This is a genomic window from Pantoea folii, from assembly GCF_056678875.1.
Genome location: NZ_JBWXON010000005.1, coordinates 14589 through 28873, shown reverse-complemented (window position 1 = coordinate 28873; position 14285 = coordinate 14589). Strand labels below are relative to the sequence as shown.

Genomic DNA, 14285 nt, shown 5'->3' with positions numbered 1-14285 from the left:
CAAACCCATTTATCTTAAAGGATTATTCGGTTTTCCGACAGCTTATGCACAAGATTGTTCCGCTGATTTGTAAGCTGAAAGTGTGCTTTTCGGATAATTAAACCCTTCAGGTTAAGATACAGAATCACCTGATAGTATACGCTGTTTACAGGCGGTAGAATTTTCATCCAGCATAATCCGGTTTCAGGGTGAAACCGGCAAGTAAACTGACAAATTGGAAGCTTATGAGTTCAGCAAAACCCGAACGCGAATATTTTCTCGACTCCATTCGAGCGTACTTAATGTTATTAGGCGTGCCCTTTCACGTCTCGTTGATTTACTCCACACAGCGCTGGGCCGTGAATAGCCACGATGCCTCGATGTGGTTAACCGTTTTGAATGACTTCATCCACGCCTTCCGCATGCAGGTGTTCTTTGTTATTTCTGGTTATTTTTCCTACATGCTTTACCTGCGCTACCAGCCACAACACTGGCTGAAGGTCCGCATGGAGCGTGTAGGTATCCCGCTGTTAACCGCCATTCCGCTCATTACCCTGCCGCAGTTTTTTATGCTAAAAAATCTGACCGACAAAGTGGGTCATTGGGATAGCTTTTCTTTATATGACAAGTACAACACGCTGGCGTGGGAACTGATTTCTCATCTGTGGTTTTTACTGGTTTTAGTGATTCTGACGGCATTCGGCATGCTGACCTTCCGCTGGCTGCGCAGCCAGAAACGGAAAATTGATTATCAGCAGGTTGGCTGGGGGAAACTGACGCTGGCGTTTTTGGCTTATGCATTGATCTGGTGCCTGTTCCGCCGCGTGCTGTTTTATGCCGTGCCTAATGTGTTCGCCGATGGTCTGTTTAGCGTGGCCGTGATGCAAACCCTGACGTTCCTGCCGTTCTTTATGCTCGGTGCACTGGCATGGAAACATCAGGCGCTGAAAGCCTTGTTTGTGCGCTTCAATCCGGTGATGTGCTTTGGCGCCATTGCGGTGTTTATCGCCTATAGCCTGAATCAACGCTACAGCAGCGGCGATGGCTGGCTGTATGAAATCGATGAGGTGATCTCAACCTTGATGGGACTTTGTATGCTGAATGTCTGCTTTAGCTTTGGCCACAAGCTGCTAAACAGCCACTCACCGCGCATCATGTATTTAGTGAATGCCTCACTGTTTATCTATCTGGTGCACCATCCGCTGACCATTCTGTATGGCATTTACGTCACCCCACACATTAGCAGCAATACGCTGGGCTTTTTTGTGGGCTTGCTGATGGTGTTTGGGATTGCTTTTACGCTGTACGAAATCCATCTGCGCATTCCGCTGTTGCGTTTCCTGTTCTCCGGTAAACCCCAGCGCAATGCGGTTAAAGCGCCCTCTGCTACACGGTAATCGGCATCAGCCCCCACAATGTGGGGGCGATTGTTGTCCGGTGCGCCAGCATGTCCTGCGTCATTTACAACAACCACTCCACCGGTAAGCGCCACACCAATCGCACCAGCAGTCGTTGTATCCAGGTACACTGCGGCTCATGCTTGTGCACCACCTCACCTGCTTCACCGGGATACTCAACCCAGTTCACCCGCCCCCAGTTGTCCAGACGCAGTGTCCAGGCGCGATCGCGCATCCCGGCAATAAAGCGCTGATGGGTTTGCTGCGCCAGGGCTTCACTCTCAATCACCAGCCCCATTTCAGTGTTAAGCACCGCAGAGCGGGGATCAAAATTGAATGAGCCGATAAACACTTTCCGGTTATCGACGGTGAACGTTTTGGCATGCAAGCTAGAACCGGAATTACCGGTTAACCCGCGGTCATGCGGGGCGTCACTGGCGTTGGCTTGCGGCTTCGTCTCATACAGCGCAATACCATGACGCAGCAACTTCTTGCGCCAGCGCGCATAACCTGCGTGTACCACAGACACATCATTGGCCGCCAGTGAATTGGTGAGTATGGCGATTTTGACACCCCGCCGCTTCAGTGCGACCAGATGAGCCACGCCGGCACGCGTGGGCACAAAATACGCCGAGATGATATCGAACTGCTGTTGCGGTGTGCCAATCACCTCCAGCATGCGTTGCGGCAACAGGCTGGAACGTTTCGCTTTGCCAAGTCCCTTGCGTGGATCATCACTCAACAGGCGCGATTCTGCCCACGTCATCTGCATTGATCCCTGTTCCATTTGGCTGACAAAAGAAGAGTGCTCCAGCCGCGCCAGATAACGCTGAACGGCTTCACTCTGCTGCCACTCTGCCGGTAAACGCACAGCCTGATGGGCATCGCCCGAGACATCTACTACCGCGCGCAAGGGTGAAACCGCTTTACTGTGCCAGTAGCGCTCGAAATCGTGCGCGACTTGATGTACCACCGGGCCAATCGCCAGCACGTCCAAATCGGTAAACAGCGGCTCATCGCCAGTCCCGAAATATTCGTCGCCGATATTGCGCCCACCGACCAGTGTCACGGCCCCATCCACCGTCAGGCTCTTATTGTGCATGCGTCGATTAAGTCGGGCGAAATCAGTCAGGTAACCGAGCGCGCGCAGGGTGCGAAAGGAAAAGGGATTGAATAAGCGCACCGCAATATTGGGATGGCGATCGAGTTCGGCCAGCGTGTCATCCAGGCCCGGCGTATTATTGTCATCTAATAGCAAGCGAACGTTGACGCCACGTTCGGCGGCATCCAGCAACGCGCTAAACAACAGACGGCCAGACATGTCGTTGTGCCAGATGTAGTACTGCACATCAATAGTGTGTTGCGCCATGCCCATCAGCAGATAGCGCGCGGCAAAAGCGTCCAAACCATCGTTAAGGGGATGAATGCCACTCATCCCAGGATGCAGCGCACAACGTGCATCAACAATCTCTCGTAACCCTTCGCCCGCTGGCGGTTGCTGAACGGATGCTGCTTCACTCATACCGAATCCCTGAATTCACTGGATCTATTATTGTTGGTCTTACCGCATCGGATGGCCATCAGAGATATCTGCTACCGCTCGCTGACGCGTCTTTAGTTTACAGTCTAGACTTAGGCGTGCGTTCTGCATCCGACGTTTACCGTGAGGAGAGGATGATGACTCAGCAATCCCCGCGCCATCACCCGCAGCTTTTCCGCAGTTTCTTCCAGGGTAGCTTCCCCTGCTCCACCGCCTGCCGCAGCGGGGGCCGTCGTATGGATATGGTGATCAGTAGTGGTCACGATATGTTACTGGAGAAAGATTACGCTGCGCTGGCGCAGGAAGGATTACACACTGCCCGCGACGGTGCACGCTGGCATTTAATCGAAGCCACGCCAGGTGAATATGACTGGCGCAGCTTTTTACCGATGGTCCATGCCGCCGCACGTCACGATATGCAGATCATCTGGGAATTAGCCCATTTTGGCTACCCGGAACACCTTGATATCTGGCGTAGCGCCTTTGTCGATCATTTTGAGCGTTTCGCACGTGCCATGGCGCAGTTGATGCGTGATGAAGGCGTTGAACACCCTTTTTTCACCCCAATCAACCAAATCTCGTTCTGGTCGTGGGCCGGGGCAGATGTTTCCTGGCTTGATCCCTATGCCAGCGAGCGCGGCCGCGAGCTAAAACGTCAGCTGGTACGCGCCTCGCTGGCGGCGATGCATGCGGTTCGCGAGGTTTATCCTGATGCGCGCTTTGTACTCACCGATCCGCTGGTGCAAATCGCTGCCGACCCCGACAACCCCGACAGTAAGCCCTATGCAGATGCCCAGCATCAGTCCCAGTTTGAAGCCTGGGACTGGATTGCCGGGCGCGATGCGCCGGAGCTGGGCGGACGTGAAGACTTCCTCGATATTCTCGGCCTGAATTACTATCCCGATAATCACTGGTTCTTTTCCGGCGACACCATCCCCGCTGAACACGCGACTTATCAACCGCTGCATCGCCTGATGCTGCAATGCTGGCAACGCTATCAACGTCCATTATTGCTGGCAGAAACCGGTGCGGAAGGCGACGCGCGCGCGCCCTGGCTGCGGCATGTCACGGAAGAGGCGCTGTTAGCCCTGGACGAAGGGGTGGCGCTGGAAGGCATTTCGCTCTATCCGGTAGTCGAATATCCGGCCTGGGCAGACGATCGACGTTCACCTGGCGCGCTGTTTGGCCTGGGCGATCCCAATGGCAATCGCACGCTACACGAAGCCCTGGCGTTAGAGCTACGCAGTCAGCAAATTAAGTGGCACAACCGGGAAAAGCAGGATTAAGAGTGTTGTGTCGGATGAACTTTTGGCGGACAGGTTTGTACATCAAGCGTGGGATCGGCGGGATGGCGCACATCGGTCAGCCATGTCATGGTGAACAGGAACACCACGCCGATTAAACAGGCGGAGAGCAGGCCAATTATGGCGATCAGTTTGTCATCTCGGGCTTCCATCGACATCTCCTTGCAGGCTTCCATGAACTGTTGCTGACCTTAGCTCATCCATAACGTCACCATCAGGACGAAGATTATAAGGGTAACAGAGGTCACTGCAAGTACCACAATAGCGAAGTGCGCATCATCCAGAGATTGTCGTAAAGGCTCGTCGTGATCGTCAGGTGGCGCGGGTGAACTCATGTCGACTCAATAACAAAAACTTTTGTGCGCGGGATTGCCGCACTGAGTGTAATGGAATGCGTGGCAAGGTACAGAATTATTTCAGTATGAAATGACAACAGGGACGCAATGGCGTCCCTGTTAAGAGCCGGATTAGAAATCGTAGCTCATGGAGACTTTCAAGGTGCGAGGGTCGCCCTGCACCAGATAGGTGCCGGTACCATCGACGTTGGCCCAGTATTTCTCATTGGTCACGTTATCCACACCCACGCGCCAGACCAGATCGTTCTGGCTGACCTTCATGCGGTAACGCACACCCAAATCGAGCGTGGTATAGCTATCCAGCTTCAACGTATTGGCTGAGTTAGCGTACTGCGAACCAGAGTGGTTCAGCATTGCTGTGGCAGTCAGACCATCAACCGGCTTGATGTCATACTCCGCGCCCAACACATAGTTGTAACGAGGCACACCGATAGCCTGTTTGCCATCATAGGTGCCGCCGGAGGTTTTCGTCATCACTGGATCGATCCAGGTCGCACTGGCATTTAAGCGCAGACCCAGAACCGGCTCACCAAAGACGTTGGCTTCCAGCCCACGGTGACGCTGCTCGCCATCCATCACATAGGCGCCGTCACTGTTTAACAGGCCTGATGGTTTCTTAATTTCAAACAGACCTAACGATCCACCCACGCGGCCAAAGTCAGTTTTAACACCGATTTCGTTTTGCTTAGAGTGGGCAACACCGGTCACGCTGCCGTAGTTGGTCGCGGTATTTGGTGCCACGCTGCCTGGCTGTAAGGCTTCAGTATGGTTGGCGTAGAAGGAAACTTCTTTCCATGGTTTATAAACCACGCCATACGTTGGCATCCAGCGATCGTTGGTATAGCGAGACGCAACATCTTCCGCGCCTGTGCCGTAAGCATAATTACGCACTACCACTTTCTGATGGCGCGCACCCACGGTGAATAGCAGCGTATCGTCAAACACGCCTAATGTGTCACTCAGCAGATAACCTTGCGTACGTGTGCGGGCTGTCGTCAGCGGGTCTGAGAATTTACCACCGGCGAAGGTCGCTGCCGGCTCTGCAACATCGCCGCTGTTGTAAATGTTGAACGGCGTGCCGACCAGCGACATGTTGTAGGCGTTTTTGGCATTGGTGGTTAATGCTGAATAGCCCACATTGACTTTATGACTGACGAAACCGGTGTGGAAATCACCGCGCAGACCCACCATACCGCTCATGTTGTCCTGAATACGGTTGGAGTAGAAACTGCTGATAGTGCCATCACCATTAGTGTCGGTAACCGTTGGCGAACCATAGTTACCGGTTTCGTGGGCGTGCTGTGCACCCAGTCCGGCATAGGCCGTCCAGCTATCGGTGATATCGTATTCCGCTTTCGCCATTCCGAATTCGGATTCCATATCGCTATACACCCATTTCTGGCTGTAGTTGTGCGAATTGGAGGGAACCTCTGGGATGAAGTCGCCGAATTTCACGCCCTGCAGCGCATCATGATAGGTCTTTTTCTGATAGCCCACGTCCAGCGAGGTGCGCAGACGATCGCCACGATAATCCAGGCCCAATGATGCTGCCGTGGTGCGTTTCTTTTCACCATCGACGCCAGTCTCACCTTCGCGATGAACTGCATTGAAACGTACGCCAAACTGGTTGTTATCACCGAAACGACGACCCACGTCCAGCGTTCCGCCGACCTGAGAAGAAGAGGTGTAATCCACGCCAACGCGGGTAATCGGCGCATCTTCCGCGTGCTTCGGCTCCAGGTTGATCATGCCACCGACGCCAGATGACGCCGCGCCGTTGACCAGGCTGTTAGCGCCTTTGAAAATTTCGACGCGTTCAATCAGGGAAGCGTCCATCACCTGACGCGGCACCACGCCTGCCAGACCACCGAAGGTCATGTCGTCGCCATCCAATTCAAAGCCACGGATGCGATAAGCCTCGGCAAAGTTACCGTAGCCTTTAACATTCTGAACGCCTGCGTCATTACGCACGACATCAGCGATGGTTTTTGCCTGCTGGTCCTGAATCATTTTCGAGGTAAAGCCGATGACGTTAAACGGCACGTCCATCGCATTCTGCTCACCTAGCATGCCGAGGCGGCCGCCGTGGGCGATTTGCCCGTCGAGGTACGCGGGTACTAAATCATTGCCGCCGGATTTGAAGTCAGCTTGTGGCGTCGCGGTTACGGTCAGCGTCTGCTGCTCGTTTTTGGCCGCGGTTGAAGACGTTGTGGTGTTGGTGGTAGCAGCCATCACTGGCAAACAACCGGCACTGACCAGAACAGCAAGCAGCGTCGGTTTCAGTCCGGGATTGAAAGGCGAAGTACGCATGGATATCCCCTGATACGAAATATATTGATAATCATTTTTATTACGGTTTGCGATTATGCGGAGTGTTATTACGAAAGCAAGCAAAATCGCTGAACTTCCTCAACTCAGCGTGGTCAGATGCGCTTATTTGTTAAGAAAACGAAAACACCCTGCGCTAATTGCCCTGACCACTGTAATTTCACTCAGAAAATGTGGGGATTTAAGGCCGGTAAAAATAAGAGTACCGCGGCTTCGTTTATTGAAACCGCCGTCAGTCTGGGGGATTTAGGCGTTGTGACTTCGTTGATTGAAACCGCTGACTGTGTGGGAATTTAGGCGTCGCGGCTTCACTTATTGAAGCCGCTGACAGTCGGGAATTCAGGCGTCGCGCCAGCGTTTAAACACCAGCGAGGTGTTGATACCCCCGAAGGCAAAGTTGTTGGATTGAATATAATCGGTATCGATCGAGCGTGATTCGCCGATGATATAGTCCAGATCGCCACACTCTGCGGCGGGCTGCGTCAGATTCAGCGTGGGCGCAAACCACCCTTCTCGCATCATCTCAATGCTCATCCAGGCTTCCAGTGCACCACAAGCACCGAGCGTGTGACCAAAATAGCTTTTCAGCGAGGAGATTGGCGTGTCATTGCCAAAAATCGCCGCGGTGGCCTGACTTTCAGCGATGTCGCCGCGATCGGTGGCCGTGCCATGGGCGTTGATATAGCCAATCTGCTCCGGCGTCACACCCGCCGTTTTCAGCGCGCGTTCGATGCAGATCTGCATGGTTTCACGCTGCGGCTGGGTAATATGCGCCGCATCACAGTTGGTGTGGAAACCCACCAGTTCGGCGTAAATGGTGGCGCCGCGTGCCTGGGCATGCTCCAGTGATTCGAGGATCAAGGTTCCCGCGCCTTCGCCAATCACCAACCCATCGCGATGCTGATCAAAAGGTGACGGTGAAGAATGCGGTGCATCGTTGCGTTGGCTGGTGGCAAACAACGTGTCAAACACCGCCGCTTCGGAAGGACACAACTCTTCCGCACCGCCCGCCACCATCACGGTTTGATAACCATGGCGGATCGCTTCCCACGCATAGCCAATCGCCTGGCTGCCCGAGGTGCAGGCGCTGGAAGTCGGGATCACCCGGCCGCGCAGGCCAAAGAACAGCCCGGCGTTCACCGCCGTGGTATGCGGCATCATCTGCACATAGGTGGTGCCGGTAATGTTGTTGGTATGTTTTTCTGTCAGCATGGTGGCAAATTCACTGACCGGGCCGGTGCTGCCAGTAGATGAACCATAGGCAATACCGGTTTCCCCGCTGGTCAGCACCGGGTGATCGATCAAGCCGGCCTGTTCCAGCGCCAACTCGGTGGCGCGCGTCGCCATTAGCGACACTCGCCCCATCGAACGAATGCGTTTGCGCGTGTAGTGCGCAGGCAGTTCGAAGTTATCGACCGGGGCACCGAGCAAGGTGTGTAAGCCGTCGTAAATCTGCCATTCCGGCATTTTACGCACTGCATTTTGCCCCTGCTTAATGCGCGCAGCCACCGCTGGCCAGTTTTCACCAAAGGCAGTGACGCCCCCCATTCCGGTTACCACGACCCGCTGCATCACAGCATACCTCCATTAATTGAAATCACCTGACGCGTTACGTAGCCCGCAATATCCGACATCAAATAGCTGGCGAGCCCGGCGACTTCCTCAGCCGCGCCCATCCGTTTCATCGGGATGATTTTCAGCGCTTCGTCGATCACCATCGGCTCCAGATCCGTCATGCCGGTGTCAATCAAACCTGGCGCGATACAGTTCACGGTGATTTTGCGTTTTGCTAACTCGATGGCCAGCGCTTTGGTGGCACCAATAATCCCTGCCTTGGCCGCGCTGTAATTCACCTGACCGCGATTGCCCATGATACCGGACACCGAGGATAGGGTGACGATTCGGCCGCCTTTACGCAGACCAATCATCGGCATCACACAGGGATGAATCACGTTGTAGAAGCTGTCGAGGTTGGTGTGGATCACGCTGTCCCACTCATCTTCGGTCAGGGCCGGGAAAGCGCCGTCACGCGTAATACCGGCATTGTTCACTACGCCGTAATAGGCGCCGTGTTCGGCGATATCGTTTTCAATTGCCGTGCGTGTGGCTTCGCGATCGGCCACGTCAAACTGCAGAGTGCGCCCCACTCCGCCCGCATTCGTGATGTCCGCCAGCGTCTGTTGTGCACCCGCTGCATCACGGTGGTAATGCACCACCACGTTGAAACCATCCTGCGCCAGGCGAAGCGCAATGGCGCGGCCAATCCCTTTACTGGCGCCGGTCACTAATACGCTGCGCGTCATGGCTGCATCCCTTGTTGTAATTGATTAAGTTCCTGTTCATCCGGCTGATAGGTATTCAGCCGACCGCTGGCAAGGACCGCGTCCTGACTGCGGATCTCACCTTCAAAGCTACCGAGCTTGTCGTCACGCATCAGCAGATGCATCTCCACCCGCAGCGTGCTGTCTGCGGCAAAGGTGGCAGCAGCGGCACGATAGCCGCGTCCCCCCAGTAACATGCCGGGGCGGATATTCCGATCGCCGCGCTGTCGGGCATGAAAGCCAGACCAGACGCCAACGGTCTGCGCCATGATCTCGACGCCAAACCACGCGGGCAGCTCGCCCTGCGCATTAAGAAACGGCGCGAGTACGCCCTGGTGGTTGATGGTCACTTCACACACCACACGCTCATCGCTGACCTGAATCACGCGATCCAGCAGCAGCATCGGTGCACGGTGCGGCAGATAGTCGCCCACCGGCAGAAAATCAGTCATCAGGCTTTCCTACAATCAGGCAGGTGTTGTTCCCGCCAAAGGCAAAAGAGTTTGAGGCGATGATGGGACGCGCCAGCGGCTGTGGCAAAGTCAGCAGTCCGCAAACCGGCAGCGTGCTATCCAGGGTAGTGGCGCTAAAATCCTGCGCCGGTAACGCCAGATTCTGCTGCACGATGAGTGCCGCCAGCGCCGCCTCGGTCGCACCCGCCGCGCCGAGCGTGTGGCCCGTCAGGTGCTTAGTGGAGCTACAAGGCACGCTATCGCCAAACAAACGATGAATCACGTCCGACTCGACCTGATCGTTGAGCGGTGTCGCGGTGCCGTGCAGATTAATGTAGCCGATATCCTGCGGCTGCAATTGGGCCTGCTTCAGCGCCATCTTCATCGCTTGCTCGGCGCCAATGCCTTCTGGATGCGGAGCCGACATATGCCAGGCGTCTGATGACTCACCCGCACCAAGCAGCGCCAGCGACTGCGGCTCACGCGTCAGCAGCAGCAGCGCCCCCGCTTCACCGATAGAAATACCGTCACGTTCTGCGCTGAACGGTGCGCACTGGCGTTCGGATAACGAATCCAGGCTGGCAAAACCGTTTATTGGCATGCGGCTCAATGAATCCGCACCGCCCACCAGCGCCACATCCACCAGACCGGCCTCAATCAAGCGCTGTCCACTGATCAACGCGCGTGCACTGGAGGAACAGGCAGTAGAAATCGTGTACGCCGGGCCGTCCAGTTCAAGGTAGTGCGCCAGGAAACGCGACGGATCGCCCAACTCCTGCATGCGGTAATCGTAACCCGGTAAGCCTCTGTCAACCTGACGATCACCTTCGTCCACGCCCGAGGTGCTAGTGCCCAGCACCACCGCGACACGTTCACGACCAAAGCGGGCAATCGCCGCATCCACAGCCGGACGGATCTGCGCCAGCGCCGCCAGCAGCAGCTGATTATTGCGCGTGTTATGCGCGGCGAGTGCGGCGGGCACAGCTGGCAGTTCGCCCGGCACCTCGCCCAGCCAGCAGGTTTTACCTTGCTGCAACCAGCCTTCGCGCGGCTGCATGCCGGGTGCGTGGCCTGAGGTTAACTGCGCGGCAATCTGCTCCAGTGAGTTGCCAAGCGCATTCACCATGCCAAACGCCGAAATGTAGATCATGAAGATGCGTCCAGATGCTGAATTTGAATTTGATAACCGAAGGCGCGCTGGTCGATGCTGATCGGTTCACGTACGGTTCCCCGTTGCAGATAGCGAATCAACGTCACCACGTTACCGGCAGGATCGCGCAACTCACGACGATCACCCTCGTCGACCAGTTGCCAGCCTGGCGGCAACTGCGGCTGCCATGCGCTGAGCGGCCAGTGGCTCAGCATCACATCCGCCAGCACCTGGCTGGCTGGCGGCATTTCTGGCAGCGCCATCATCTGCTGCGTATGAATCCCGTTTTTATCATAGGTCACACGGAACAAGCGAATGCCCAGCGAGGACAAACCCGCCAGGCTGATTTGCTGTGAATCGGCGCTTAACAGCACCAGCAGTGACTGGGTTTTACCTTTGGCGTGGCCGGTCAGCAGTTGCTGCTGCTGAAACGCGGGTGAAATGCCCGGCGCAGGCAAAGTCACGCGCACGCCCGGTTTCAGCCACGCGGTGGGCCGATTGGATGCGCTGTCATGCTGCGCACAACCGCTTAACAGCAGGCTCAGCATCAACAACAAAGCACCTGTTTTCATCGTTGCTTCCTTTTCCCTGGTGCCAGCGCCAGCGGCGCTAACAAGAATGCACAAAAGATCCCGCTGCACAGCACGGTGCCAAAACCACTGATCGCCGTTGTGCTGCTGAACACCAGCATGCCCAACGTCAGCAGAGTGGTCATCATCGCCAGCGTAACCGCCAGCATCGAGGTCAGCGGCGTCCCGCGTGGATTACTGAAGAACAGCGTGTAATTGATGCCAATACCGAGTACCAGAATCAGCGCCAGCAAGGCAAATAAGTTCAGGCTGGCGCCAATCCAGCCTAATGTTGCCAGCGCTGCCGCCAGCGACAACCAGGAAGGCAAGGCGCTGCGTAAACCCGCTTGCAGGCCAAGGCGCACGATGTAACTGACGGTGATCAGCAACAACGCCAGCGCCAACAGGCCACTCAGCAGCGTACGCCAAAAGCGGAACAGCTCATCGTAACTGGCTTTGCGATCGACCCAGCTCACCCCCGCCTGCTGCGTAGCTAAATCCAATAACGCCGCACTGTTTTTCACGCCATTGACCGGCACCAGCACGCTGCTGCGTCCATCCGGCAGCGACAACCACAGCAAACGCCAGCCCTCGCTAAGCGGACTTGCCAGCCAGTCATCGGCATTGACTGGCATCGCAGCAAGATCGGCATTGGCTAATGTGATGCCCGCCTGTTTTAACCGCGTCAGGATATTCGGCGCAGCCTGCTGCAACAGCTGCAGATCCTGCTGTTGCTGATCCAGCGAATTAAGCGGCAATACGCGATAACCCGCCATCCAGCCCTGCTGCTGCGCCAGTTGTAGCTTGGGTGTCAGTGCGCTGAGACGTTGCAATGCCTGCTGCTCGTTATCCCCCCACACCACGAACCAGGTTTGGTCGGCCTGTTGTCCCGTCAGCTGTGCCAGTTGCCGATCCTGTGCCAGTAATTTAGCCGGAGCGCTCTGCAGATGAGCAATATCGTCATCGACGCGCAGCTGAATCATGCCGCTCAATGCATAGATCGCCACCAGTAGCGGCAATCCAACTTTTAACAGCGTGTTGCGACGCCATGCCGCTAACCAGCGCGCCAGCCACACCATACCGGGAATCGGTCGCACCGGCAGGCCGCGCACCAGCCATGGATAAAAACAGATCACCGTCAGGCAAGATGCACTTAACCCGCTGGCGGCGAACACCGCCAGTTGGCGCAAACCGGGGAACGGTGCCAGCAGCATCAGCAACCAGGCAATCGCCGTGGTGCCCAGTGCCAGCAGTAACGTGGCGCGCACTTTATGCAGGCTTTGCCACGGCGTGTTTTGTTCGCCGTGTACCATGCGTTCCGTCAGATAGTACAAGGTATAATCGGCAGAGATGCCGACAATGCTGAGGCTCATCACTAAAGTCGTGAGATGCAGCTCACTAAAACAGATCAAGGTCAGCACCGTACCCGCCATCGCGCCTATCGCCACCGAGAGCGCACACAGCGCCAGCGGTCGCAGCGAGCGGAACACCAGCCACACCAGCAGCAGCAAGCCGGCCAGTGTGACGCTGCCGAGCGTCTCGACATCATGCTGCGCGCGCTGGCTGGCATCATCGCTAAACAGCACTGTGCCACGCGTTAACAGCTGCGCATCTGGCCAGCGCGTTCTTAACTGCTGTTCAAGCTGGTTGAGGGCGGTCACCAACTGATGACTTTGCTGAATGCTAAAGGCATTTCTCGCCAGTTCACCGTGCAGGAAATACCAGCGGCGCTGCTGGGCGTCATTCACGGTTAACCAGCCATTATGCAGTACCATTTTGCTGGCATTCTGCTGCAGTGCCAGCTGCGCGCCACGCACCAGCATCAGCGGATCGTTTTGAATTTCTTTACTGCTCACACCGGCAAACGCTGAGAACAGTTGCGCCAGAATCCAGTCGGCTTGTGCTGTACCGCCGTTTTGCAGACGGGCGCGCGTCAACGGATCGATCAGGCCATTGCGATGCTGGAAAGCGTAAGTGCCCCAACGCTGCATCTGGTCATCATCCAGCGCACCGCTCACCTGTTTCAGCATCGGCAGCGCCTGCAGCTGCGCTTGCCACCACTTTGCCGCTTCATCGCCGTGATCGTTATCGGCGCTCACCAGCCACACCAGCTGACGATCCAGCCGCTGCATAAACCCTTGCTGAATCTCTGCCGGCGCTTGCCCCAGATTTTGTTGCGGCAGTAAAGCCAGCACGCTGCTGTTCAGCTGGCTGCGCGGCAACAGGATGGCCAGTGCCACCGCCAATGCCAGGCAAACCGCCAGCCACAGCAGCGCAGCGGTTTTCTCACTGCGCTGGGGCAAAACGCGCTCGCTCTTCATCAGTCAATTGTTTCGGCTCGGTGCGGGTATCACTTAAGGTGATGGCGGTTTTATCGCCCTGCTTATCATCCAGCGTAATGCTGTTAAGGAAGGCTGCACCTTGTAGATCGATGCGATTGAAGATTTTGTTCAGCGGTGCCGCCTTAGGCGTCAGGCTGAGCTGCCACTGGTCATTCCCTTTATCATGGAAATCGAGTTCGAAATTCTCACGCAGCACCTTTTCGTCGGCCTGGAACAAGGCGCGCAGCAGATGGTTGAACTGGAACATCTGCGGGTTACTGTCGGCGGTGATCACCTGCGGCGGCTGACCGCTCATGCTCTGCACCATGCGTTTATCATCGAGAATCAAGGTCATCACAAACGGCGTGGCCTGATGCCACCACAAACCTTGTTGCTGGGCGATTAATAACTGGCCACGCGACACCAGCGGCTGCGACATACCAGAAATGGTACGCACCTGCTCGAAGTTGGCGCGGATCACCGGCTGGCTGGCAAAACGCTGCTGCAGCTGATCCAACGTGATGGCCTGTGCGCTGGCACACAGCAACGTCAGCATCAGACAAAGAGT

The 14285-nt window shown here is 56.0% G+C and carries 12 protein-coding genes; 2 read left to right on the top strand and 10 right to left on the bottom strand.

Translation table 11 applies throughout. From position 1 onward, the window contains the following. The first annotated feature begins 224 nt into the window (after positions 1-224). The gene (mdoC, locus tag AC1MDE_RS07900; protein ID WP_480344464.1) at positions 225-1376 is read left to right on the top strand and encodes a glucans biosynthesis protein MdoC; all 1152 of its coding nucleotides are present in this window, start codon (positions 225-227) and stop codon (positions 1374-1376) included. A 64-nt stretch (positions 1377-1440) separates the two neighbouring features. Here mdoC and AC1MDE_RS07895 read toward each other — a convergent pair whose 3' ends face one another. Next, positions 1441-2898: a phospholipase D-like domain-containing protein gene (locus AC1MDE_RS07895; RefSeq protein WP_058959609.1), complete on the bottom strand. Its 1458-nt coding sequence runs from the start codon at positions 2896-2898 to the stop codon at positions 1441-1443. A 155-nt stretch (positions 2899-3053) separates the two neighbouring features. Here AC1MDE_RS07895 and AC1MDE_RS07890 point away from each other — a divergent pair, with 155 nt between their 5' ends. Then, entirely contained in the window at positions 3054-4202 is a 1149-nt protein-coding gene (locus tag AC1MDE_RS07890) for a glycoside hydrolase family protein (protein WP_479399810.1), read from the top strand. Here AC1MDE_RS07890 and AC1MDE_RS07885 read toward each other — a convergent pair. The 9 genes from AC1MDE_RS07885 to AC1MDE_RS07845 all read right to left on the bottom strand — a co-directional run bounded on the left by AC1MDE_RS07885 (position 4199) and on the right by AC1MDE_RS07845 (position 14273). Continuing rightward, positions 4199-4372 carry a hypothetical protein gene (locus AC1MDE_RS07885; protein WP_166931874.1) on the bottom strand — a complete coding sequence of 58 codons (174 nt, stop codon included), beginning with the start codon at positions 4370-4372 and terminating at the stop codon, positions 4199-4201. The genes AC1MDE_RS07890 and AC1MDE_RS07885 overlap by 4 nt on opposite strands. A gap of 315 nt (positions 4373-4687) precedes the next feature. Continuing rightward, the gene (locus tag AC1MDE_RS07880) at positions 4688-6886 is read right to left on the bottom strand and encodes a TonB-dependent receptor (RefSeq protein WP_480344463.1); all 2199 of its coding nucleotides are present in this window, start codon (positions 6884-6886) and stop codon (positions 4688-4690) included. A 357-nt stretch (positions 6887-7243) separates the two neighbouring features. Next, positions 7244-8476, bottom strand: coding sequence for a beta-ketoacyl-ACP synthase (locus tag AC1MDE_RS07875; RefSeq protein WP_058959612.1), 1233 nt, complete (start codon positions 8474-8476; stop codon positions 7244-7246). Then, positions 8476-9207, bottom strand: coding sequence for a 3-ketoacyl-ACP reductase FabG2 (locus tag AC1MDE_RS07870; protein WP_034820202.1), 732 nt, complete (start codon positions 9205-9207; stop codon positions 8476-8478). The genes AC1MDE_RS07875 and AC1MDE_RS07870 overlap by 1 nt, the downstream gene beginning before the upstream one ends. Next, positions 9204-9677, bottom strand: coding sequence for a hotdog family protein (locus AC1MDE_RS07865; protein ID WP_034820205.1), 474 nt, complete (start codon positions 9675-9677; stop codon positions 9204-9206). The genes AC1MDE_RS07870 and AC1MDE_RS07865 overlap by 4 nt, the downstream gene beginning before the upstream one ends. Beyond that, positions 9670-10827, bottom strand: a complete 1158-nt coding sequence (locus AC1MDE_RS07860) for a beta-ketoacyl-[acyl-carrier-protein] synthase family protein (RefSeq protein WP_058959613.1) — start codon at positions 10825-10827, stop codon at positions 9670-9672. Before AC1MDE_RS07860 ends, AC1MDE_RS07865 begins: the two co-directional genes overlap by 8 nt. Beyond that, positions 10824-11399, bottom strand: coding sequence for a DUF3261 domain-containing protein (locus AC1MDE_RS07855; RefSeq protein WP_034820211.1), 576 nt, complete (start codon positions 11397-11399; stop codon positions 10824-10826). The genes AC1MDE_RS07860 and AC1MDE_RS07855 overlap by 4 nt, the downstream gene beginning before the upstream one ends. Continuing rightward, positions 11396-13717 carry an MMPL family transporter gene (locus tag AC1MDE_RS07850; protein WP_058959614.1) on the bottom strand — a complete coding sequence of 774 codons (2322 nt, stop codon included), beginning with the start codon at positions 13715-13717 and terminating at the stop codon, positions 11396-11398. The genes AC1MDE_RS07855 and AC1MDE_RS07850 overlap by 4 nt, the downstream gene beginning before the upstream one ends. After that, positions 13683-14273 carry an outer membrane lipoprotein carrier protein LolA gene (locus AC1MDE_RS07845; RefSeq protein ID WP_182059005.1) on the bottom strand — a complete coding sequence of 197 codons (591 nt, stop codon included), beginning with the start codon at positions 14271-14273 and terminating at the stop codon, positions 13683-13685. The genes AC1MDE_RS07850 and AC1MDE_RS07845 overlap by 35 nt, the downstream gene beginning before the upstream one ends. Positions 14274-14285: the final 12 nt, after the last annotated feature.